The 22,642-nt window shown below is 48.4% G+C and carries 21 protein-coding genes; 18 read left to right on the top strand and 3 right to left on the bottom strand.

Annotated elements, in window-relative coordinates:
* Positions 1-31 precede the first annotated feature (31 nt).
* The 4 genes from BUB85_RS00895 to BUB85_RS00880 all read left to right on the top strand — a co-directional run bounded on the left by BUB85_RS00895 (position 32) and on the right by BUB85_RS00880 (position 3,829).
* The gene (locus BUB85_RS00895) at positions 32-928 is read left to right on the top strand and encodes a DUF2156 domain-containing protein (RefSeq protein ID WP_073103854.1); all 897 of its coding nucleotides are present in this window, start codon (positions 32-34) and stop codon (positions 926-928) included.
* A gap of 42 nt (positions 929-970) precedes the next feature.
* Complete coding sequence (locus BUB85_RS00890; RefSeq protein WP_073103851.1) at positions 971-2,155, top strand: pyridoxal phosphate-dependent aminotransferase; 1,185 nt, start codon at positions 971-973, stop codon at positions 2,153-2,155.
* Between the two features lie 96 nt (positions 2,156-2,251).
* A complete protein-coding gene (hisC, locus tag BUB85_RS00885) occupies positions 2,252-3,316 on the top strand; it encodes a histidinol-phosphate transaminase (RefSeq protein ID WP_073103848.1) in 1,065 nt (354 codons plus the stop codon).
* A 6-nt stretch (positions 3,317-3,322) separates the two neighbouring features.
* Positions 3,323-3,829, top strand: coding sequence for a COG2426 family protein (locus BUB85_RS00880; protein ID WP_073103846.1), 507 nt, complete (start codon positions 3,323-3,325; stop codon positions 3,827-3,829).
* Between the two features lie 69 nt (positions 3,830-3,898).
* On the opposite strand, the gene BUB85_RS00875 is transcribed toward BUB85_RS00880, so the two are convergent.
* A complete protein-coding gene (locus BUB85_RS00875) occupies positions 3,899-4,264 on the bottom strand; it encodes a helix-turn-helix domain-containing protein (RefSeq protein WP_073103844.1) in 366 nt (121 codons plus the stop codon).
* Positions 4,265-4,465: 201 nt separating this feature from the next.
* Here BUB85_RS00875 and BUB85_RS00870 point away from each other — a divergent pair, with 201 nt between their 5' ends.
* From BUB85_RS00870 to BUB85_RS00825, 10 genes are all read left to right on the top strand, one after another.
* On the top strand, positions 4,466-4,921 hold the full coding sequence (locus tag BUB85_RS00870; RefSeq protein ID WP_073103842.1) for a hypothetical protein: 456 nt from the start codon (positions 4,466-4,468) through the stop codon (positions 4,919-4,921).
* A 122-nt stretch (positions 4,922-5,043) separates the two neighbouring features.
* Positions 5,044-6,099, top strand: coding sequence for a flavodoxin-dependent (E)-4-hydroxy-3-methylbut-2-enyl-diphosphate synthase (ispG, locus tag BUB85_RS00865; RefSeq protein ID WP_073103889.1), 1,056 nt, complete (start codon positions 5,044-5,046; stop codon positions 6,097-6,099).
* Between the two features lie 7 nt (positions 6,100-6,106).
* Positions 6,107-10,579, top strand: coding sequence for a PolC-type DNA polymerase III (locus BUB85_RS00860; RefSeq protein WP_073103841.1), 4,473 nt, complete (start codon positions 6,107-6,109; stop codon positions 10,577-10,579).
* Between the two features lie 155 nt (positions 10,580-10,734).
* Complete coding sequence (glyA, locus tag BUB85_RS00855; protein WP_073103839.1) at positions 10,735-11,970, top strand: serine hydroxymethyltransferase; 1,236 nt, start codon at positions 10,735-10,737, stop codon at positions 11,968-11,970.
* 241 nt (positions 11,971-12,211) lie between these two features.
* On the top strand, positions 12,212-13,522 hold the full coding sequence (locus BUB85_RS00850; RefSeq protein WP_073103836.1) for a phenylacetate--CoA ligase family protein: 1,311 nt from the start codon (positions 12,212-12,214) through the stop codon (positions 13,520-13,522).
* Position 13,523: 1 nt separating this feature from the next.
* The gene (gene iorA / locus BUB85_RS00845; protein WP_073103834.1) at positions 13,524-15,278 is read left to right on the top strand and encodes an indolepyruvate ferredoxin oxidoreductase subunit alpha; all 1,755 of its coding nucleotides are present in this window, start codon (positions 13,524-13,526) and stop codon (positions 15,276-15,278) included.
* The gene (locus tag BUB85_RS00840) at positions 15,278-15,847 is read left to right on the top strand and encodes an indolepyruvate oxidoreductase subunit beta (RefSeq protein ID WP_073103832.1); all 570 of its coding nucleotides are present in this window, start codon (positions 15,278-15,280) and stop codon (positions 15,845-15,847) included. Before iorA ends, BUB85_RS00840 begins: the two co-directional genes overlap by 1 nt.
* Positions 15,848-15,871: 24 nt before the next feature.
* Entirely contained in the window at positions 15,872-16,291 is a 420-nt protein-coding gene (locus tag BUB85_RS00835; protein WP_073103829.1) for an ACT domain-containing protein, read from the top strand.
* A gap of 24 nt (positions 16,292-16,315) precedes the next feature.
* Positions 16,316-17,641 (top strand): phenylacetate--CoA ligase family protein, encoded by a 1,326-nt coding sequence (locus BUB85_RS00830; protein ID WP_073103826.1) that lies wholly within the window; start codon positions 16,316-16,318, stop codon positions 17,639-17,641.
* Between the two features lie 13 nt (positions 17,642-17,654).
* Positions 17,655-18,104 carry an amino acid-binding protein gene (locus BUB85_RS00825; RefSeq protein WP_073103824.1) on the top strand — a complete coding sequence of 150 codons (450 nt, stop codon included), beginning with the start codon at positions 17,655-17,657 and terminating at the stop codon, positions 18,102-18,104.
* 168 nt (positions 18,105-18,272) lie between these two features.
* On the opposite strand, the gene BUB85_RS00820 is transcribed toward BUB85_RS00825, so the two are convergent.
* Positions 18,273-18,473 (bottom strand): cold-shock protein, encoded by a 201-nt coding sequence (locus tag BUB85_RS00820; protein ID WP_073103821.1) that lies wholly within the window; start codon positions 18,471-18,473, stop codon positions 18,273-18,275.
* A 255-nt stretch (positions 18,474-18,728) separates the two neighbouring features.
* Here BUB85_RS00820 and BUB85_RS00815 point away from each other — a divergent pair, with 255 nt between their 5' ends.
* The 4 genes from BUB85_RS00815 to ptsP all read left to right on the top strand — a co-directional run bounded on the left by BUB85_RS00815 (position 18,729) and on the right by ptsP (position 22,440).
* Entirely contained in the window at positions 18,729-19,481 is a 753-nt protein-coding gene (locus BUB85_RS00815; RefSeq protein ID WP_073103819.1) for a DeoR/GlpR family DNA-binding transcription regulator, read from the top strand.
* On the top strand, positions 19,478-20,398 hold the full coding sequence (gene pfkB, locus BUB85_RS00810; protein ID WP_073103815.1) for a 1-phosphofructokinase: 921 nt from the start codon (positions 19,478-19,480) through the stop codon (positions 20,396-20,398). Before BUB85_RS00815 ends, pfkB begins: the two co-directional genes overlap by 4 nt.
* A gap of 154 nt (positions 20,399-20,552) precedes the next feature.
* Positions 20,553-20,810 carry an HPr family phosphocarrier protein gene (locus BUB85_RS00805; protein ID WP_073103812.1) on the top strand — a complete coding sequence of 86 codons (258 nt, stop codon included), beginning with the start codon at positions 20,553-20,555 and terminating at the stop codon, positions 20,808-20,810.
* A gap of 10 nt (positions 20,811-20,820) precedes the next feature.
* The gene (gene ptsP / locus BUB85_RS00800) at positions 20,821-22,440 is read left to right on the top strand and encodes a phosphoenolpyruvate--protein phosphotransferase (protein ID WP_073103809.1); all 1,620 of its coding nucleotides are present in this window, start codon (positions 20,821-20,823) and stop codon (positions 22,438-22,440) included.
* Positions 22,441-22,449: 9 nt separating this feature from the next.
* Here the strand turns inward: ptsP and BUB85_RS21845 are convergent.
* Positions 22,450-22,642, bottom strand: a 193-nt coding sequence (locus BUB85_RS21845; RefSeq protein ID WP_207648930.1) for a hypothetical protein, incomplete at its 5' end; no start/stop codon positions are given.

Below are 22,642 nucleotides of genomic sequence, written 5' to 3'. Positions count from 1 at the left end.
AAGAAAAGGAAGAAAAGAAGGTTACAGCAGAATGGAAAAAATAGAATTTAAGCGTCCGGAACTGGAAGACAAAGAAATCATCACATCTTATTTTAATAAAGCTCCGAGCAGAAGCTGTGAGAGGACATTCATCAATGTCTATCTCTGGTCAAGGAAGTATAATGTAGGGTATGCGATCATTGAGGATACACTTGTATTCATGGATAAGAATCAGCAGAAATTTGCATATCCGGCGGGAGAACCGGAGCAGGTGAAAAAAGCACTTGCATTTTTGATTGACTATTCGAAGGAACTGGGTGTAGAATTTGGTCTGTACAATGTGACACCGGAATGCTTTGAACAGCTGAACAGCTTTTACCCGGATCAGTTTCAGATCGAGTATGAGCGGGATGAGGCGGACTATGTGTATGAGAGGGAGAAACTGTCTACTCTCGCGGGGAAAAAGCTGCACGGTAAGAGAAATCATATCAACAAATTCAAGACGATCCATGGGGACAACTGGAGCTACGAGAGCATTACCCAGGACAATGTGGAGGAGTGCTTCCAGATGGCTCTGAACTGGAGAAAAGAGAATGCATGTGACGATGACGAGGAAAAAAATTCAGAGATGTGCGTCACACTCAATTCCCTTCGCCTGTTTCGTGAACTGGAGGAAGTCGGAGGTGCGCTGCGGGTAGACGGGAAAATCGTTGCATTTACCCTCGGTGAGCAGCTCTGTGATGATACCTTTGTCGTGCACATTGAGAAGGCATACGCGGATATGGATGGTGCATATCCAATGATAAACCAGCAGTTTGTGCAGCATGAGTGCGGAGCATACACCTACATCAACCGGGAGGATGATACGGGCTCTGCGGGGCTGCGGAAGGCAAAGCTCTCTTATCGCCCGGTGTTTATGGTAGAGAAGGGGATTGCCAGTTTCAGGTAATTACAGTAAACAGATAAAGCGATAGAAAGGAAGCGTGTAAGTATGATATCAAAAAAAATGGAAAAGATGGTTACAAACAATTCGGCAATCAGAGCAATGTTCGAAGAAGGAAACCGTCTGGCAAAAATCTATGGAAAAGAAAATGTATTTGACTTCAGCCTCGGAAATCCAAATGTTCCTGCTCCGGCTGCGGTGAAGGCTGCAATCGAGGAGATTCTGGAAGAGGATTCGCTGATGGTCCATGGATACAACAACAGCAATGCGGGATATGAAGATGTCCGTCAGGTGATTGCCGGGTCTTTGAACAGGCGTTTTCAGACTGCGTTTTCCGAAAAAAATATTATTATGACAGTGGGCGCGGCAGGTGGACTGAATGTGATCCTCAAGGCACTGCTGAACCCGGGAGATGAAGTGCTTACATTTGCACCTTACTTTGTGGAATACAGAAGCTATGTTGCTAATTATGATGGAGTGCTGCTGGAGGTGTCCCCGAATACCGTCGATTTTCAGCCGAAGCTGGATGAATTTGAGGCGAAGATCACACCGAAGACAAGGGCGGTCATCGTGAATACACCGAACAACCCGACCGGTGTTGTCTACTCGGAGGAGACCATCAAAAAGATGGCGGCGATCATGGAGAGCAAGCAGAAAGAATTTGGTACAGAGATCATTCTGATTTCCGATGAGCCGTACAGAGAGCTCGCATACGATGGCGTGGAGGTTCCATATCTCACGAAGTATTACAACAATACGGTTGTCGGATATTCTTACAGCAAATCCCTTTCTCTGCCGGGAGAGCGTATCGGGTATCTGGTGATTCCGGATGAGATGACAGACAGTGAAAATGTTATTCAGGCGGCAGTGATCGCCAACAGAATCCTTGGATTTGTCAATGCACCGACACTGCAGCAGAGAGTCGTGGCAAAATGTATCGATGAAAAGACAGATATCTCTTATTATGATAAAAACAGAGAGACCCTTTATAACGGATTAAAAGAACTTGGATTTGAATGTACCAAACCGCAGGGCGCATTTTACCTGTTCGTAAAATCTCCAGTTGCGGATGAAAAGGAATTTGTGACTACGGCAAAGAAGTACAATCTGCTTCTGGTTCCGGGCAGCTCCTTCGCATGCCCGGGGTATGTGAGAATCGCATATTGCGTATCTCATGAGACAATCGTGAACTCGCTACCGAAGTTTGCAGAACTGGCGAAGGAATACAAGTAGGCACCGAAGGATATGCGCTGGGGCTGCGTCCGAACTGCAGGCAGGGGCGTACGAAAAAAGCATGAACTGGCAGAACTAGACAAAGAGGGTAGAATCATGAATGAAAAACTTTTAAATAATATCAGACAGGTAGAACCATATACACCGGGGGAGCAGCCGCAGACGAAGGTGATCAAGCTCAACACGAACGAAAATCCCTATCCGCCGGCTCCGGGAGTAGCCAGGGCGATTGCGCAGATGGATGTGGACCGGCTTCGGCTGTATCCGGATCCGACGGCAGACTCGCTGGTATCGGCTCTCGCGGAGAACTACGGTGTGGAGAAGGATCAGGTGTTTGTCGGGGTTGGCTCGGATGACGTGCTGTCCATGTGTTTTCTGACCTTCTTTAATTCAGAAAAACCGGTGCTGTTTCCGGACATTACCTACTCATTTTATGATGTGTGGGCGAATTTGTACCGCATTCCGTTTGAACGTCAGCCTCTGGATGAAAATTTCAAAATCAAAAAAGAGGATTATTACAAAGAAAACGGAGGCGTCATTTTCCCGAATCCCAATGCGCCGACGGCAATCTACGAGGAACTGGAGTTTGTGGAGGACATTATCGCACACAACCAGGATGTCATTGTGATCGTGGATGAGGCTTACGTAGACTTTGCGGGAAGATCGGCACTGGAGCTGATCGATAAGTACGACAATCTGATCGTGGTGCAGACCTTCTCGAAATCCCGCTCCATGGCGGGAATGAGAATTGGGTATGCCATCAGCAATCCTGTCTTGATTAAATATCTGAACGATGCGAAGTATTCTTTCAATTCCTACACCATGAATCAGACATCGCTCTGCTATGGCGTGGAGGCGGTAAAGGACAAAGCATACTTTGAGGAGACTGTGCATAAGATTGTGGAGACCAGAGAGTGGGCCAAGGGAGAGCTGCGCAGGCTGGGATTTGTATTCCCGGATTCCAAAGCGAACTTTATCTTTGCGATGCACCCGGAGTATGATGCGCGGGAGCTGTTTGAGGCACTGAAGGCGGCCGGGATTTATGTGAGATTCTGGGGGAGCAGAAGAATTGAGCAATATCTTAGAATCACAATCGGAACCAGAGAAGAGATGGAGACATTGTTTGCATTTCTCACGACGTATATGAATAAGGGAGAATAGTATTATATGGAATCATTAATAAAATCATTGATAGCGGCACTTGGAGGGAAGATTGGGAAAGAGGCAATTATTTTTATTATCTCCATGATCCCGATACTGGAACTGAGGGGCGGTCTGCTGGCCGCTGGACCGGCATGGCTGAATGTGCCGCTTCAGCAGGCAATTCCGCTCTGCATCATCGGAAATATTATTCCGGTGCCATTTATCCTGCTGCTGATCACGCCGATTTTCAACTGGATGAAGACGACGAAGCTGTTTGCACCGATGGTGAATAAACTGGAGTCGAAGGCGATGAGCAAGAGCGATAAGATCGAGCGGTATGAGTTCTGGGGACTGGTCCTGTTCGTGGGAATCCCACTGCCGGGAACCGGTGCATGGACCGGCGCATTGATCGCAGCACTTTTGGGCGTAAAATTCAAGAAAGCGTTCCCTGCAATCTGCATCGGAATCTGTGTGGCGACAGTGATTATGTCAATCTTATCTTACGGACTCCTCGGAATGATATTCGGGTAAAAATAACAAGATAAAAAAACTCCCTGATTCTCATCCGGGAGTTTTTGATTATCCATTTTAATATCCGTTTTACTGGCAGGAAAGTCCTTTGGTTTTTTCTCTTAATTCCAGCAGCTGAAGATAATTGACCAGATCCTGCTTTGACGAAACGCTCAGTTTCCGATAGCTGGTTATGAGGTAGTGGTCCAGAATCTTTTCGGAATGTATCTTTGAGGGAGCGATGGAGACCGGGGTGGGTTCCAGGCCGGTCAGAAGATAATCTACGGAGACATGAAAATAGTTTGCGATGCGCACCAGCTTCTCGAAGTCAGGCTGTTTGTTTTTCGTCTCATAACCGGCGATGGCGGATCTGGTTACCTGCAGATGTTTTGCCAGTTGTTCCTGTGTGACGTCGTTTGATTTTCGTAAATGTTTTAAAGTGCTTGCAAAATTCATACGATACCTCCTTGATTTGGTATATCTTACCAATTTGTTGTCGAAAGTCGACGAAATGTCTCTAATATCAACGAAACGTGTCGGTAAAGCACGAAAATACAGAAAATGTGGCAGAATAAAACGTTGTCAAACAGCCGTTGACACAGATGCATAAAGCCCGTATAATTGGAAACAGAGAAAGAAAAGAAGGGTAAAAGGAAGATGATTGCGACGGAAAATGAAGATAAAAGAAGTAAAATATGGCGGGCGGTGATGGCGGTGACCAGTATCCTGATTATTCTGATTGCTGTTTTTTTTATCGTGAAGATGTTCACCTCCAATCCGTTGGAGGGGACGTGGCAGCATGACGAGAGCAGTCTGCAGATCACAGTTGGAAAAGACGGTGTGGCGACGATCCAGTGGCCGGAAGAGTTTGAGCAGGATATAAAGATCCCGATGAGCTACAGCATCGACAGGGAGACGAAAACCTTCATATTGCGGGTGAATAAGGTTGCCATCGGAAAAGCGGTGAAAGATTCGAAGGGAACTCTCACGGAAGAGGGGGCAGAATCAGCCATCGAATCGCTGGATGCCACGTATGACTATAGTGTTGACAAGAAAGAACTGACGCTCACTGACAGAGAGTATGGTGAGCAGATGATTTTTGTAAAGGAATAGGAACAATCCCTCTGTGATGTCTCGAAGATGTTCATGGAGGGAGTTTTTACTATATGTGCCGGAGTGAAACATTAGGGACGCCTTGTCCTTATAGTATATACTAAGTTGGAGGTAGAATGCAGATGAAGAGAGAGGATACAAGAGAAGTAAGAATCGGTAACGTAGTCATCGGAGGCGGTCATCCGATTGCCATTCAGTCTATGACAAACACGAGGACGGAGGATGTGGCGGCGACGGTGGCGCAGATTCTGGCGCTGGAGGCAGTTGGATGTGACATTATCCGCTGCGCGGTGCCTACGATGGAGGCTGCAGAGGCGCTGCGGGAAATCAAGAAACAGATTCACATTCCACTGGTTGCGGACATTCATTTCGACTACCGGCTTGCGATTGCAGCTATCGAAAACGGGGCTGACAAAATCAGGATAAATCCGGGAAATATCGGGGATTTGTCGCGGGTGAAGGCCGTGGTGGAGAAGGCGAAGGAGTATGGAATCCCGATCCGTGTGGGAGTTAACAGCGGATCCCTGGAGAAAAATCTGGTGGAGAAGTACGGCGGAGTGACGGCCGAGGGAATAGTGGAGAGCGCGCTCGACAAGGTGAAGATCATAGAGGATATGGGGTATACGAATCTGGTAGTCAGCATTAAGTCCTCGGATGTGCTTATGTGCGTGAAGGCCCACGAACTGATTGCGGCGCAGTGTCCCTATCCGCTGCATGTCGGAATCACAGAATCCGGCACGATCCTGTCCGGCAATATCAAATCTTCGGTCGGTCTGGGCATCATTCTCCATGAGGGAATCGGTGATACGATCCGCGTGTCGCTGACAGGAGATCCCCTGGAGGAAATCAAGTCGGCTAAGCTGATTTTAAAGACGCTCGGTCTGCGAAAAGGCGGAATCGAGGTGGTCTCCTGTCCGACCTGCGGGCGCACCAAGATCGATCTGATCGGTCTGGCCAATCAGGTGGAACAGATGGTTGCGGACATCCCGCTGGATATCAAGGTCGCAGTGATGGGGTGTGTTGTCAACGGACCGGGTGAAGCAAAAGAAGCGGATATCGGAATTGCCGGGGGGATCGGAGAAGGCCTCCTGATTAAAAAAGGCGAGATCGTCAAAAAGGTAAAAGAAGAGGAACTGCTCGATACACTTCGTGAGGAGTTACTGAATTGGAAGGAATAAATGACAGATGACAAAAAAGTTTTTTGAGGTGTTTCCCACGTTGAAGGCTGAGGATGACATTTACATGTTATTTAAGGAGGTGGAGGTTACGAAAGTGACCACCACTTCTTTGCGTGATTATATTCATATACATATATTCAGCAGGCACCTGATACAGAAAAAATATATTTATGCCATGGAGACCATGATCAAGGAGCAGCTGTTCGGAAAGACGCGTGTGCAGATCGCGGTGAAGGAGCAGTATCTTCTGTCCGCTCAGTATAATCCGAGAGCGCTGATGGAAGAGTACCGGAGCAGCATCGTGCTGGAGCTGGGCAAAAAAAGTGTACTCGCCGGCAATATGTTTGAGCAGGCCAGTCTCTCCTTCGAGGAGAATGAAGAGAAGGGCTGGGTGCTCTGCATGGAGATGGTGGATTCCATTATTGCGGAGGGGAAAAAAGAGGAGATATTAGAGCTGCTGAAAGAGGTATATGACGAGCGGTTTCACATTCCGGTGGATGTGAGAGTAGTCTACCGGGAGATGGAAAAGAGTAAGTCGAACGATCAGGCGGAGCAGATGATCCAGAACGAGATTCAGCAGATCCTGATGCAGAATGCGAAGAACAAAGGGCTTTCGGACGGTGCAGACGAAGCGGATGGCAAAGAGAAAAAAGAGAAGGCGAAACAGCAGGAACCGAAAAAAACATTTCAGAAGAACGATTACTTCCGGATGGCCAAGCTGTCTGATGACCCGAATCTGATTTATGGGCGTAACTTTGAGGATGAACCGATCACCCTGGATCAGGTGGTGGGAGAGATGGGAGAGATCACGATCCACGGCAAGATCATCAGCTTCGATATGCGTGAGATCCGCAACGAGAAGACAATCGTCATGTTTGCGGTGACGGATTTCACAGACACCATCATGGTCAAGATGTTTGCCAAAAACGAGCAGCTGCCGGATATTCTGGCGGATATCAGGAAAGGTGCGTTTCTGAAAATAAAAGGGATTACCACGATCGACAAATACGATGGAGAGCTGACTATCGGATCTATTACCGGAATCAAAAAGGCGGCAGATTTTACCGTTTCCAGAATGGACAACAGCCCGCAGAAGCGAGTGGAGCTGCACTGCCACACGAAGATGAGCGACATGGACGGAGTCTCCGAGTGTAAGGACATCGTGAAGCGGGCGCACGAGTGGGGGCATCCTGCGATTGCCATCACAGACCACGGTGTGGTACAGGCGTTTCCAGACGCGAATCATGTGATCGAGGTGCTGGACGAGAGGGATCCGTTTAAGGTGATCTACGGAGTAGAAGCATACATTGTGGATGACCTGACAGAGATTGCGGTGGGAGCCGGCGATCAGACGCTGGAAGATACCTACGTTGTATTCGATCTGGAGACGACGGGCTTCAGCTCAATCAAGGACAAGATCATCGAGATCGGTGCGGTGAAGGTGGAGCATGGTGAGATCACGGATCGCTTCAGTACCTTTGTCAACCCGGAACGGCCGATTCCGTTTAAAATCACACAGCTCACCAGTATCACAGATGAGATGGTGCAGGATGCGGACAACATCGAGACGATTCTGCCGCAGTTTCTTGAATTTGTGGGGGATGCGGTTCTGGTAGCGCACAATGCGGGCTTCGATGTGGGATTTATCGAGCAGAACTGCCGCTATCAGGAGATTGAGCCGCATTTCATCTCGGTGGATACGGTGGCGCTGGCCAGAGTTCTCCTGCCGACCATCTCGAGGTATAAGCTGAATGTGGTCGCGAAGGCTCTGAACATTTCGCTGGAGAATCACCATCGGGCGGTGGATGACGCAAAGGCGACCGCCGATATTTTCCTGAAATTTATCGAGATGCTGAAGGACCGCAATATTACTACCCTGAAGGGGATTAACCAGTTTGGGGACATGAATCCGGATGCTATCCGCAAGCTTCCGACGTATCACGCAATCATTCTGATCAAAAATGTAGTTGGACGAGGCAATCTGTACCGGCTGATCTCCAAATCCAATCTCGTGTATTATGGAAGAAGACCGCGTATACCAAAGAGTGAGTTCAACAAATACAGGGAGGGGCTGATCCTCGGAAGTGCGTGTGAGGCGGGAGAACTATTTCAGGCGATCTTAAACCACAAGTCTGCCGAGCAGGTGGCAAGACTGTGTGATTTTTATGACTACTATGAGATTCAGCCTCTTGGGAATAATAAATTCATGATCGCCAGTGATAAGATCTCCGATGTGCAGTCGGAGGCGGATCTGATTCGGCTGAACGAGCGGATCGTGCAGCTCGGAGAGCAGTTCAAGAAGCCGGTGGTGGCGACCTGTGATGTGCATTTTCTGGATCCGGAGGACGAGGTGTACCGCAGAATCATCATGGCCGGTAAAGGATTCTCAGATGCGGACGAACAGGCACCGCTGTATCTGCGGACGACGGAGGAGATGCTGGAGGAGTTTGCGTATCTCGGCTCCGCGAAGGCGAGAGAGGTGGTCGTTGACAACACCAACAAGATTGCGGGAATGATCGAGAAGATTTCACCAATCAACCCGGACAAGTGTCCTCCGGTCATTGAAAACTCGGAACAGGAGTTGACGGATATCTGCTATACGAAGGCTCATGAGATGTACGGGGATCCGCTCCCGGCTGTTGTGGAGGAGCGGCTGCAGAGAGAGCTGAACTCCATCATATCCAATGGGTACGCGGTGATGTACATTATCGCTCAGAAGCTGGTGTGGAAGTCCAATGAGGACGGCTATCTGGTTGGATCCCGAGGATCGGTGGGGTCCTCTTTTGTGGCGACGATGGCGGGAATCACGGAGGTGAATCCGCTGCATCCGCACTATTATTGTCCGCACTGTCATTACAGTGATTTTGAGTCGGAGGAAGTGAAGAAGCATGCCGGAGGAGCCGGATTCGATATGCCGGAGAAGGACTGCCCGGTGTGCGGGGAGCATCTGAAAAAAGACGGATTTGACATTCCCTTCGAGACATTCCTGGGGTTCAAGGGAGACAAGGAGCCGGATATCGATCTGAACTTTTCGGGAGATTACCAGGCCAAGGCTCACCGCTACACGGAGGTAATCTTCGGGGAGGGGCATACGTTCAAGGCGGGAACTATCGGAACGCTTGCCGATAAGACGGCTTACGGATATGTGAAAAACTACTATGAAGAACGGGGCAGCCGCAAGCGCCGCTGCGAGATTGAGCGGATCGTGGAGGGTTGTACCGGAATCAGGAGAAGTACGGGACAGCATCCGGGTGGAATCGTTGTTCTGCCCCACGGACATGACATCAATGAGTTCACGCCGATCCAACACCCGGCCAATGATATGACCACGGATATCATTACCACTCATTTTGATTACCATTCCATCGATCATAACCTGCTGAAGCTGGATATTCTGGGACACGATGATCCGACCATCATCCGTGCGCTGGAGGAGTATATCACCTCCGACGCTCTGGAAAATGAATACAACGAGGAGCATCCCTTTGTGGCGACGGAGATTCCGCTGGATGATAAGGGGGTTCTCTCGCTGTTTCACGACACCAGTGCACTGGGAGTCAAGCCGGAGGACATCGGTGGCTGTAAGCTGGGCTGCCAGGGGGTTCCGGAGTTTGGAACGGATTTTGTAATCCAGATGGTGCAGGATGCGAAGCCGAAGTGTCTGGCCGATCTGATCCGGATTTCCGGGCTGTCCCACGGGACCAACGTGTGGCTGGGTAATGCGGAGACACTGATCAAAGAGGGGAAGGTGACCATTTCCACGGCAATCTGTACCCGTGACGATATCATGAGTTATCTGATCGGGATGGGCGTGGACAGCGCACTTTCTTTCTCCATCATGGAGTTTGTACGAAAAGGGAAGGGGCTGAAACCGGAGTGGGAGGATGCCATGCGGGAGAAGGATGTTCCGGAGTGGTATCTGGATTCCTGCAAAAAGATCAGCTACATGTTCCCGAAGGCTCACGCGGCGGCTTATGTTATGATGGCCTATCGGATCGCCTACTGCAAGATCAATTATCCGCTGGCGTATTACGCGGCTTATTTTGGGATTCGTGCCGATGCATTTTCCTACGAGCTGATGTGTCAGGGGAAGGATAAACTGAATTTTTACATGAATGATTACAAGAAGCGCGCAGACATACTTTCCAAGAAAGAGCAGGATGTGCTGAAAGATATGAAGCTGGTGCAGGAGATGTACGCCCGTGGATTTGAGTTCCTTCCGATTGATATCTATAAGTCGAAGGCTACCAAGTTCCAGATCGTGGACGGAAAACTGCTCCCGCCGTTCTCCAGTATTGAGGGAATGGGCGAGAAGGCGGCGGAGGCGGTGGAGGATGCGGCGAAGGACGGAAAGTATCTGTCTCTGGATGACTTCAGAGTCCGCACCAAAACCAGTAAGACGGTTATCGATTTCATGGCAGATCTCGGACTGTTCGGAAATCTGCCGCAGAGCAATCAGCTGTCACTTTTTGATCTGTAGCAGTACAACGCAGGAGGGCAGAACGGGAAGTATTTATACAGATTCCGATGTGAGACGGCGGATAAAACCGGCACAACAGGGACTTGATAAGCAAAGAGTGATTATGCTATACTGAGCAATGTAAAATCAATGCAAAACCATATGGAGGAAAAAAGATGTACGACTTCGAAGAGATAAGAAGAGTGGATCCGGAGATAGCAGTTGCGCTCCTGGCAGAGATGGAGAGACAGAACTCCCATATCGAACTGATTGCGTCAGAAAACTGGGTGAGCAAAGCTGTTATGGCAGCGATGGGAAGTCCACTGACAAACAAGTATGCGGAAGGGTATCCGGGAAAACGGTATTATGGCGGGTGCCAGTGCGTAGACATTGTGGAGGATCTGGCGAGGGAACGCGCGAAGAAGTTGTTCGGATGCGAATATGTGAATGTGCAGCCGCACTCCGGCGCGCAGGCGAACATGGCGGTCATGTATGCAATGCTGGAGCCGGGGGACAGTGTGATGGGGATGAACCTGGATCACGGCGGTCATCTGACCCATGGTTCACCGGTGAATATGTCCGGAAAGTATTATCACTTTACATCATATGGCGTTGATGAGAAGGGATTCATTGATTACGATAAAATGCGTGAGATTGCGCTGGAGTGCAAGCCGAAGCTGATTATCGGGGGTGCCAGTGCATATGCAAGAATCATCGATTTTAAAAGAATGCGTGAGATTGCAGATGAGGTGGGGGCTTATCTCATGATTGACATCGCTCATATTGCGGGGCTGGTGGCAGCTGAACTGCATCCGAGCCCGATTCCGTATGCACATGTGACGACAACTACAACACACAAGACACTGCGTGGTCCACGAGGTGGAATGATCATGTGCAGCGAGGAGATGAACAAGAAGTTCAATTTCAATAAGGCTGTCTTTCCGGGGATTCAGGGTGGTCCGCTGGAGCATGTGATTGCGGCAAAAGCAGTCTCCTTCAGGGAGGCTCTGGAACCGGAGTTTAGAACCTATCAGCAGCAGATTTTGAAAAATGCGCAGGCACTCTGTAAGGGACTTCAGAGCAGGGGAATCAAGATCGTATCCGACGGAACGGATAACCACCTGATGCTGGTGGATCTGACCCAGGCGGATGTCAGTGGAAAAGATCTGGAGAAGCGTCTTGACGACGCGCATATTACCTGCAACAAGAACACTATACCGAATGATCCGAGGTCCCCGTTTGTCACGAGTGGAGTCAGACTGGGAACCCCGGCTGTCACCACGAGAGGCATGGTGGAGGAGGACATGGAACGGATTGCGGAGATCATTGCCCTCGTTATTGCAGACGAGAAGAATGTGCAGAAGGCGCAGTCCATGGTGAAAACACTCACCGATAAGTATCCACTTCGTTAGAATTTTGTGTGGCAGGGCAACTGGCGTCAGGATGTTTATGGGCGTATTCGATCCGCCGGCCGTTTGCCGGTATTTCCTAACAGCAAAAATCAGCGATGCTTCGGGCATCGAACACAATCGGCGTGCAGGTTTGATACCTGCACGCTTCGTGTCTTCCTGGGATTCAACGCTTTACACGGATACAGCGTTGTGATAAAATAGTGGAAGTGATTATACGAAAAATCAGAGGAGGAAATTCGACATGATTTGGGCAGAAGAAGAGACGTTGCCAAGGGGAGAAATTGAGAAGATTCAATTGGAAAAGCTGAAGGAGACCGTGCAGTATATCTATGATAAAGGGGTTCCTTATCGGGAGAAGATGGATGCGGCTGGGGTGAAGCCGGAAGATATCCGGTCTTTGGATGATTTGAAGAGGCTGCCATTTACATATAAGGCAGATTTCAGGGAGCATTATCCGGACGGGATGTTTGCGGTGGAGAAGAAGGAACTTGTCCGGTATCATGCAAGCTCCGGGACGACAGGGAAACCGACGGTCGTGGGGTACACGAAGCACGACAAGGAAGTATGGCTGAATAATGTGGCGAGGATTGCCTGTATGGGAGGCGCTACATCAGAGGATGTGGCGCAGATTTCATTTGGATATGGAACATTTACCGGGGCCCTGGGGCTGCATGGTGGACTTGAGACGGTCGGTGCGGCTGTAATCCCGATGTCATCAGGGAACACGAACAAGCAGATCATGTTCATGCAGGATATGGGAGTGACGCTTCTGGTTGCGACACCGTCCTATGCGCTGCATCTGGGCGAGGAAATCCGGGCGCGTGGAATTGACGCGAAGAAGGATCTGCAGGTGAGAATCGGATTATTCGGCGGCGAGGGTATGACGGAGCCCATGCGCGATGAGATGCATAAGGTCTGGGGAGACCAGTTCGTCTGTACTCAGAACTATGGAATGAGCGAGCTGTGCGGACCCGGTGTCGCGGGAGAATGTACGGAGCTTGTGGGAATGCACATCAATGAGGACTGGTTCATACCGGAGATCATCGATCCGGAGACGGAGGAGATTCTTCCACCTGGAGAACTGGGAGAACTGGTGGTGACCTGCCTCGGAAAAGAGGCGCTTCCGCTGGTGCGCTATCGCACAGGAGATTTGACGAGACTGTTCTACGAACCCTGCAAATGTGGCAGAACGACCTGCAGGATGGAGAATATCTCCGGACGTGCCGATGATATGATGGTCATCCGCGGTGTCAATGTGTTCCCGACACAGATCGAGGAAGTACTTCTGAAGATACCGGAGATCGGACCGCATTACGAGATTCTGGTAGAGAGAAAGAATCGTCTGGATGTCATGACAATTACGGTAGAGCTGTTTGATGACAGACTGCTGGACAGCTACGCAAAGCTGGATGAACTGGAAAAACGTATCAAGGCGGGATTGAAGTCCCAGCTGGGACTTGCGACACAGATCAAGCTTGTGGCGCCAAATTCGCTGCAGCGGTTTGAGGGAAAAGCGAAAAGAGTCAAGGATTTACGAAAGGATGGATTATAAAATGGGAGATATACAGAGAACCATCATGCTGGGGAATGAGGCGATTGCCCGCGGAGCATATGAGGCGGGAGTCAAGGTTTCGGCGGCTTATCCGGGAACACCGAGCACAGAGATCAGTGAAGCCCTTGTACAGTACAAGGATGCAGTCTACGCAGAGTGGTCACCGAATGAAAAGGTTGCCACAGAGGTGGCAATCGGCGCGAGTATCGCAGGCGTGCGTGCCATGGCATGCATGAAGCATGTCGGACTGAATGTGGCATCGGACCCAATGTACACCGTTTCCTACATGGGAGTCAACGCGGGGCTGCTGCTTGTGGTTGCAGATGATCCGGGACTTTACAGCTCGCAGAATGAGCAGGATACCCGCATGGTTGCAAGAGCGGCACAGGTACCGGTGGTGGAACCGTCGGACAGCGCGGAGGCGAAGGATTTTGTGAAGATTGCATACGAGCTGAGCGAGCAGTTTGACAGACCGTTCATTATGAGAACGACTACAAGACTGGCACATTCACAGGGAATGCTGGAATTGAAGCCGAGAGAAGAAGTTGCGGACAAAGAATATGTGAAGGATATTCGCAAAACGGTTATGATGCCGGGCAATGCCAAGGGGCGTCACGTGGAGATTGAAAAACGGAATCTGGAGCTCGCAGAGGCAGCGAACACATTGTCCATTAACCGGGTGGAGATGAACGATACGAAGATCGGTGTCATCACCAGTGGAATCCCGTACATGTATGTGAAGGAAGCACTTCCGGATGCATCCGTTCTGAAGCTGGGTATGGTCAATCCACTTCCGAAAAAGCTGATTGCAGATTTCGCCTCTAAGGTAGATACGCTTTACATCGTGGAGGAATTAGATCCGGTCATTGAGGAACAGGTCAAATCCTGGGGAATCCAGTGCATCGGAAAAGAGATATTTACCGTGCAGGGAGAGTACAGTGCCAATATGCTTCGCACGGCGATTCTCGGCGAAAAGCTGGAGCTTGCGAAACCGGCGGCTGCTCCGATGAGACCTCCAATTCTATGTCCGGGATGTCCGCACAGAAGCGCATATTATGTGCTGAACAAGCTGAAGATGCACGCTGCGGGGGACATTGGCTGTTACACACTGGGCGCGGTTGCCCCGCTGAGCGTGGTAGATACCACCATCTGTATGGGGGCCAGCATCAGCAGTCTTCACGGAATGGAGAAAGCAAAGGGCAAAGAGTATATTAAGAACTGGGTGGCGGTTATCGGCGATTCTACTTTCTTACATACCGGAGTCAATTCTCTTATGAATATGATTTACAATAAGTCCACCGGAACAGTGATGATCCTGGACAACTCAACCACGGGTATGACAGGGCATCAGGATCATGCGGCGACTGGAAAAACTCTTCAGGGAGATCCGACCAACGCAGTCTGCATCCCGGATCTGTGCCGCGCACTGGGCGTGAAAAACGTGGTGGAGGTCAATGTATTTGACATTGCCCTGCTTGAGAAGACCATCAGGGAAGAAACTGCAAAGGATGAGGTTTCTGTAATTATCACAAAATCTCCGTGCGTGCTTCTGGATAAATCGAAGAAACCGTTATACACGGCTCATGCAGATAAGTGTAAAAAGTGCGGTATGTGTATGAAACCGGGATGTCCGGCTATGACGAAAAGAGAAGATGGAACCATCCTGATTGATGACACCATGTGTACCGGATGTGGCTTGTGCAAATCCCTCTGTAAATTTGATGCAATAGAATTGGTGAGCGGAGGTGCAAAATAATGATGACAAAGAATATTATGATTGTAGGTGTGGGCGGACAGGGAACACTGCTCACAAGCAGAATACTGGGCGGACTGACCATCGGAGCAGGCTATGATGTGAAGCTGTCTGAGGTTCACGGAATGGCACAGCGCGGAGGCAGTGTAGTGACTTTCGTCCGATACGGCGAGCATGTTGCGGAGCCGATCGTCGAAGAAGGACAGGCGGATGTGATCATCGCGTTTGAGCGTCTGGAAGCCTTGCGTTATGCGCATTTCCTGAAAAAAGAGGGAGTGCTGATCGTCAACGACTGGCGGATTGACCCGATGCCGGTTGTGATTGGAGCGGCAGAGTATCCGGAAGGGATTCTGGAGGATTTGGCAAAGGAGCATAAAGTCTATGCCGTAGATGCGACAGAAGAATCAAAAAAACTGGGCAATCCGAGAGTCTTTAACATGATCGTGCTCGGGATCGCCGCACAGCACATGGATTTTACAAGAGAGCAGTGGTACGAGGTGATAGAAAAAACAGTGCCGCCAAAAACAATTGAAATCAATAAGAAAGCGTTTGATACAGGATACGAAAAATAAAAAATGACAGCAGGAGGTGGAAATATGATTAGACAGATATCGGTATTTGTGGAGAACAGACCGGGAAGTCTGATGAATGTCACGCAGGAGCTGACAAAGTCACATATTAATATTCGTGCGGTGGCATCCTTTGACACACCGGAATTTGGAATTTTACGTATGATCGTGGACAATCCGGAGGCAGCCAAGGAGAGCCTGACTGCAAAAGGATTTGTTGTCAGGATTCACGAGGTTATTGGAGTGGAGTTGAAGGATGAAAAAGGCAATCTGAATCAGATGCTTGCAATTCTGGCAGACGGGAAGATAAACGTTAATTATATCTATTCTTTCGTAATCCGGGAGCAGAAGGCACCGGTGATGGTCTTTAGCACCGATGATTACGAGAGTGCGGCGAAGATTCTTGCCGGTAAGAACGTGAAAATGATCGAAGAGGATGAACTATAATCTAAACTAAAGGAGAACGAACAGATGGCACCAGAAAATTGGATTGAGAGGATCAGGGATCCAAAGATGGAGTGCATGAGCCGCGATGAGATGGCTGTGCTGCAGGGGAAGAAACTGGTAAACCTGGTTGAGAGAGTTTACAACAATGTGGATTTCTATAACAAGAAAATGAAGGATCTCGGTGTGGAGCCGGGCGATATCAGAGGAATTGAAGATATCAGTAAGCTGCCTTTTACGACGAAAGAAGATTTGAGAAACAATTATCCCTTCGGGCTGCTTGCCGTGCCAAAGAGCGAAGTGGCCAGAGTACAGGGAACATCGGGCACAACCGGAAAGCTGACATTGATGTCCTACACGCAGCATGACGCGGATGTCTGGGGCGAGTGCGTGGCAAGATGTCTTTCTATGGCAGGCCTTACAAAAGAGGACATGATTCACGTTTGTTACGGATATGGGCTTTTTACAGGTGGAATGGGTCTGGATCTCGGTGCGAGGGCACTTGGAGCGATGGCGATTCCGATGTCTGCCGGCAACACAAAGAGACAGATAATGTGTATGGAGGATTTCGGCGCGACTGCATTTGCATGTACTCCTTCTTATGCGCTGTATCTGGCAGAATCCATGAGAGATGCCGGAGTTGTGGACAAGATGAAAATCAAAGCCGGGATTCATGGCGCAGAGCCGTGGACCGAGGAGATGCGTCATAAGATAGAAGACATTCTTCACATCAACTGCTTTGATATTTACGGATTATGTGAAATTTCTGGTCCGGGTGTGGCTCAGGACTGTATCCACCATGCGGGACTTCATATTCATCATGATTATTTCTATCCAGAGGTACTGAAGCCGGGAACCGGTGAGGCTGTGGCGGAAGGTGAGTTGGGCGAGCTGGTATTTACAACCTTATCAAAAGAGGCGATGCCGCTTCTGCGCTACCGCACAAAGGACCTGACGACGATTACATACGACACCTGTGAATGTGGAAGAACATCACCGAGAATTTCCAAGTTCAAAGGACGTACGGATGACATGAAGGTAATCCGCGGAGTCAATGTATTCCCGACACAGGTTGAGACGGCGCTGCTGGGCATGGGCGGAAGTGTTGCGTCCCATTATCTGATGGTGGTTGACCGCAAGGACAATCTGGACAGACTGACGGTTCTTGTGGAGGTCGACGAGTCTCTGTTTTCCGATGAAATCCGAAAACTGGATGAACTGAAAAACAAAGTAGGGGCAGTGCTGAAGCAGGCATTGGGAATTGCTGTTAACGTGAAGCTGGTTGAGCCAAAGACTATCGAGAGAAGTGAAGGCAAAGCGAAGCGTGTCATTGATAAGAGAGACCTGGTATAGAGGAGGGGAAAAAATGAGTATTACAATTCAACAGTTATCCGTGTTCCTTGAAAATAGAGAGGGAAGTCTGGATGAAGTACTTGCCGTACTGGCAAGCAATGATGTCAACATCGTTGCACTGAGTCTTGCGGATACGGCAGAGTACGGCATGCTCCGCATGATCGTGTCAGATCCGAACAAGGGAAGAGCGGTTCTGAAAGAAAATGGTATGTCTGTCATGCTGACAGATGTGGTCGCGCTGCGCGTTCCTCATGAGACCGGATCGCTGAGCAAGGCGATGCATCAGATCGTGGAAGGTGAAGTAAATGTAGAATATATGTATGCTTTCGCGAATGGTGAGGATGCATCCGCGGTCATCAAGTCGGATGATCCGGCAAGACTGGTGGACATCCTGCGTGGAAGTGGGTTTGATGTATGGGAAGCTTCAGAAGCGTATGTCTCCAACATCAAGAACAGGATGTAACGATAGGAAAATGGAGTAGGGGATTAAGGCCCCCTACTCAAAAGCCGCGAATTATCTGTAAAAAAAAGAAACCGTAAAAACGGTTTCTTTTTTTAATCTTCTTTTTGTGTAATTCTTTTAAATATGAAAAGCAAGCTTATATATTAAAAAGGTACATCTAAAATCTGATTAGAGTTTTACTACGTTAATAGCCTGAGGTCCTTTAGCGCCTTCTGTTACTTCGAATTCTACTTCCTGACCTTCTTCTAAAGATTTGAATCCATCCATGTTAAGTCCTGAATAGTGAACGAAAACATCGTTGCCATCAGCGTCTGAAATAAATCCATAACCTTTTTGGTTGTTAAACCATTTTACTGTACCTGTGCTCATTGTGTTACCTCCATAAAATTAAATAAATAGTAAAGTATCGTAGTGTGATTTTTCCTCTCAACACTACTTATTCAGATTAGCATATTTAACAAGAGATGTCAACGAATTTGTACGATTATTTGTAATTTTAGACAAATGAAATATTGCACAAAATTAGTTGAAGAATTTTGGACATTATTTTGACTGATTATGATTGACTTTGACTGAAAATGATTATATTATATGATTATAAAAACAAAAAAGAGGTGAGGTACATTGTTGACGGAGGAGAGATTTGCGGAGATTCTTCAAATTGTAAATCAGAAAAAGTCTGTTACGGTGCAGGAGCTGACCCGGCACCTGGGGACTTCGGAGTCGACGATCCGGCGCGATCTGACGTCACTGCACAAGGCAAACAAACTGATTAAAGTCCACGGAGGGGCGACGGCGATCGATATGGAATACGCCACGAAGGATGCGGAGGTATCGGTCCGGCGCGATCTGAATATCGAGGAGAAGAGCAGGATTGGCGCATATGCGGCAACACTGATTCAACCGGATGATTTCATTTATCTGGATGCCGGAACAAGCACGGACTACCTGATTGACTGCATTGAAGAGAGAGGGGCAGTGTATGTGACGAATGCGATTTCCCATGCACAGAAACTCCTTCGCAGAGGGTTCAGCGTGTATTTGCTAGGTGGGGAACTGAAGAAGACCACGGAGGCAATCGTCGGAGGGGAGGCCCTGAACAGCCTGAAGAAGTATAATTTTACAAAAGGCTTTTTCGGGACAAATGGTATTGATGAGGAGCATGGGCTCACGACACCGGATGTCAATGAGGCATTGGTGAAGGAGCAGGCGGTAAAGCGGTGCAGGGAGTCTTACATTCTGGCAGATTCGACCAAATTCGGTCAGATATCGCCGGTCAGGTTTGCAGAATTTGCAGACGTTCTTGTTATTACCAGTGAACTGAAGGAACAAAAATTCCAAAATAAAAAAAACATTGTGGAGGTAAAGAAAGCATGATTTACACAGTAACATTTAATCCATCATTGGACTACGTAATCCAGGTCGATGACCTGACATTGGGAGAAATCAACCGTACAACAAAGGAAAACATTTATCCGGGCGGAAAGGGGAACAACGTTTCCGTAGTACTGTCAAACCTCGGCCACAAGAGCAGAGCACTTGGATTTAAAGCCGGCTTTATCGGTGATCAGCTGGAGGCTATGCTGAACGATTTTGGCTGCGACACGGATTTCGTACCGCTTGAGAATGGAATGACCAGAATCAACGTTAAAGTGAAATCTACAGAGGAGAGTGAGATCAACGGACAGGGACCGGCGATCACAAAAGAAGCGTTGGATGAACTGTTCGGAAAACTGGATAAGCTCGGAAAAGGCGATGTTCTGGTTCTGGCGGGAAGTATTCCGAATACACTGCCGGAAGATATCTATGAGAGAATTATGGAGAAGCTGGACGGAAGAGACATTCAGATCGTGGTTGACGCGACAAAGGATCTTCTGCTGAATGTGCTGAAGTACCATCCATTCCTGATCAAACCGAACAATCACGAACTGGGCGAGATGTTTGGTGTGAAGCTTCAGTCAGATGATGAAATCGTACTTTATGCAAAGAAACTGCAGGAGAAGGGTGCGAGAAACGTTCTGGTATCCATGGCAGGGGATGGCGCAATCCTTGTGACGGAGGACGGAATGGTGGAGAAGACACTTCCGCCAAAGGGACAGGTTGTAAACTCTGTAGGTGCCGGAGATTCCATGGTAGCAGGATTCCTGACCGGATATCTCAACACAGGGGATTACAAGAAGGCGCTGCAGCTGGGAACGGCAACGGGAAGTGCAAGTGCATTTGTGTCATGGCTGGCAACAAAAGAAGAAATCACAGCACTGCTGACGAAACCGGCATCAGAGTATGGATTATAGGAACGGACAGCACGAAATACAGCATCCGGGAAATAAGTGAAATAACGTTGAAACAAGTAGAAGAATTTGTTATACTATACACATTACAAGTGGGGGACTCGCATGTAAGATGCGTCGACGTGAACTTGAATTTATGGAAAAGGAGAACAATAAAATGAAAGAATTTAAGTATGTAATTACTGATCCGGAGGGGGTTCATGCAAGACCAGCAGGCCTTCTCGTGAAGAAAGCGAATGAATATACTTCCGCTATTAAAATTGGAAAAGGCGAGAAAAGCGCAGATTGTAAAAGAATCTTTGGAGTTATGGGACTTGGCGTGAAAAAGGGAGAAGAAGTATTCATGACAGCTGAAGGCGACGACGAAGATGCTGCAATCGCAGGATTGGAAGCGTTTATCAAAGAAAATTTGTAGGGATGAGTATATGATTACAATTACAGGAAAAAGTGTATTCGGTGGAGTATCCATCGGTAAGATCTCTTTTTACAAGAGAGATAAAAAAGTGGTTAAGCGCCTTCATGTAGAGGATACAGAGGGCGAGGTGACTCGTTTTCAGAGTGCCAGAGCAACTGCAATCGAGCAGCTGAAAAAGTTATATGAAAAAGCGATGGATGACGTAGGTGAGGCCAATGCAGCAATCTTTGAGATTCATCAGATGATGCTGGACGATCTGGACTATATCGAGTCTATTGAGAATATTATCAGAACCCAGGAAGTGAATGCAGAATTTGCAGTAGCTACAACTGCAGATAATTTTTCAGAGATGTTTGCTTCTATGGATGATGCTTACATGCAGGGAAGAGCTGCAGATGTCAAGGACGTTTCCGAGCGTATTTTGACCATTCTTTCCGGTGCCGGAGAAAGCGGCGTGAAGACGGATGAGCCGGCTATTATTGCGGCAGATGATCTTGCACCGAGTGAGACGGTCCAGTTGGACAAAGACAAGGTGCTTGGATTTGCGACGATGTACGGTTCTTCCAATTCACATACAGCTATTTTGGCTCGGACCATGAATATCCCGGCAGTAATCGGCTTGGGACAGGAACTGAGTGAAAAGTTTGACGGAAGAGATGCAATCATTGATGGATTCACGGGAACAATCTACATCGAGCCAGATGAAGCAACATTGGAGCTGATGCGCGAGAAACAGAGACAGGATCAGGAACAGAGAGCACTCCTTGAGCAGCTCAAAGGAAAAGAGAATGTCACAAAGAGCGGTCAGAAAGTTAATGTATATGCCAACATCGGTAATATCGCAGATGTCGGACTGGTATTGAAGAATGACGGCGGTGGTATCGGATTATTCAGAAGTGAGTTCCTTTACTTAGAGAGCAGTACATTCCCGACCGAGGAGGAGCAGTTTGTTGCTTACAAGCAGGTTGCGGAGAATATGGCGGGGAAGAGAGTCATTATCCGTACATTGGATATCGGTGCGGACAAGCAGGTGGATTATTTCAACTTAGCAAAAGAAGAGAATCCGGCACTTGGCTATCGCGCGATTAGAATCTGTCTGACACAACCGGAGATATTTAAAACACAACTGCGCGCACTTTACCGTGCGTCTGCATTTGGTCAGATTGCCATCATGTTCCCAATGATCATCTCGGTAGATGAGGTAAAACGAATCAAAGAGATTATCGCAGAAGTAACTGAAGAACTGGACGCGGCAGAGATTCCTTACAATAAGAACATCGAGCTGGGTATTATGATTGAGACCCCTGCGGCTGTTATGGTAAGCCGCGAACTTGCAAAAGAGGTTGATTTCTTTAGCGTGGGAACCAATGACCTGACACAGTATACACTTGCAATTGACCGTCAGAATCCAAAACTGGAGTCATTCTGCGACACACATCATCCGGCAATTCTTGCCATGATCAAGATGGCTGCCGATAATGCGCATGCAGAGGGCAAATGGATTGGAATTTGTGGTGAGCTTGGTGCGGATACAACATTGACAGAGCAATTCCTCGCAATGGGCGTTGACGAATTATCTGTCTCACCGGCCATGATTCTTCCGGTAAGAAAGAGAATCCGTGAGTTGTAGAAGTTTCGTTTAAGAATATTTAAAAGTGACAGAGAAAAAATCATTCTCTGCCACTTTTTTTTGCGAATAACATGATATAATGTACGCGACAGCAAAGAGCAGTGCCAGCAGGTAGCGACAAGTGTTTACGTTGTGCTTGCACATAAGTAAATACTTGTCGCTACCTGCTGATAGGGCGAGAGCCCGCGAGTGAGATGAAGCG

Source organism: Hespellia stercorisuis DSM 15480, assembly GCF_900142165.1.
Taxonomy (GTDB): Bacteria; Bacillota; Clostridia; order Lachnospirales; family Lachnospiraceae; genus Hespellia; species Hespellia stercorisuis.
This window is presented reverse-complemented; position numbering and strand designations above follow the sequence as displayed.

What these genes read in the sequence shown, in the direction of transcription:
- pfkB (WP_073103815.1), top strand. Translation starts at nt 19,478, where the DNA reads ATGATTTACACAGTAACATTTAATCCATCATTGGACTACGTAATCCAG.
- BUB85_RS00840 (WP_073103832.1), top strand. Translation starts at nt 15,278, where the DNA reads ATGATGACAAAGAATATTATGATTGTAGGTGTGGGCGGACAGGGAACA.
- BUB85_RS00880 (WP_073103846.1), top strand. Translation starts at nt 3,323, where the DNA reads ATGGAATCATTAATAAAATCATTGATAGCGGCACTTGGAGGGAAGATT.
- iorA (WP_073103834.1), top strand. Translation starts at nt 13,524, where the DNA reads ATGGGAGATATACAGAGAACCATCATGCTGGGGAATGAGGCGATTGCC.
- BUB85_RS00860 (WP_073103841.1), top strand. Translation starts at nt 6,107, where the DNA reads ATGACAAAAAAGTTTTTTGAGGTGTTTCCCACGTTGAAGGCTGAGGAT.
- BUB85_RS00895 (WP_073103854.1), top strand. Translation starts at nt 32, where the DNA reads ATGGAAAAAATAGAATTTAAGCGTCCGGAACTGGAAGACAAAGAAATC.
- BUB85_RS00805 (WP_073103812.1), top strand. Translation starts at nt 20,553, where the DNA reads ATGAAAGAATTTAAGTATGTAATTACTGATCCGGAGGGGGTTCATGCA.
- hisC (WP_073103848.1), top strand. Translation starts at nt 2,252, where the DNA reads ATGAATGAAAAACTTTTAAATAATATCAGACAGGTAGAACCATATACA.
- glyA (WP_073103839.1), top strand. Translation starts at nt 10,735, where the DNA reads ATGTACGACTTCGAAGAGATAAGAAGAGTGGATCCGGAGATAGCAGTT.
- BUB85_RS00835 (WP_073103829.1), top strand. Translation starts at nt 15,872, where the DNA reads ATGATTAGACAGATATCGGTATTTGTGGAGAACAGACCGGGAAGTCTG.
- ptsP (WP_073103809.1), top strand. Translation starts at nt 20,821, where the DNA reads ATGATTACAATTACAGGAAAAAGTGTATTCGGTGGAGTATCCATCGGT.
- BUB85_RS00890 (WP_073103851.1), top strand. Translation starts at nt 971, where the DNA reads ATGATATCAAAAAAAATGGAAAAGATGGTTACAAACAATTCGGCAATC.
- BUB85_RS00850 (WP_073103836.1), top strand. Translation starts at nt 12,212, where the DNA reads ATGATTTGGGCAGAAGAAGAGACGTTGCCAAGGGGAGAAATTGAGAAG.
- BUB85_RS00820 (WP_073103821.1), bottom strand. Translation starts at nt 18,473, where the DNA reads ATGAGCACAGGTACAGTAAAATGGTTTAACAACCAAAAAGGTTATGGA.
- BUB85_RS00830 (WP_073103826.1), top strand. Translation starts at nt 16,316, where the DNA reads ATGGCACCAGAAAATTGGATTGAGAGGATCAGGGATCCAAAGATGGAG.
- BUB85_RS00825 (WP_073103824.1), top strand. Translation starts at nt 17,655, where the DNA reads ATGAGTATTACAATTCAACAGTTATCCGTGTTCCTTGAAAATAGAGAG.
- BUB85_RS00870 (WP_073103842.1), top strand. Translation starts at nt 4,466, where the DNA reads ATGATTGCGACGGAAAATGAAGATAAAAGAAGTAAAATATGGCGGGCG.
- ispG (WP_073103889.1), top strand. Translation starts at nt 5,044, where the DNA reads ATGAAGAGAGAGGATACAAGAGAAGTAAGAATCGGTAACGTAGTCATC.
- BUB85_RS00875 (WP_073103844.1), bottom strand. Translation starts at nt 4,264, where the DNA reads ATGAATTTTGCAAGCACTTTAAAACATTTACGAAAATCAAACGACGTC.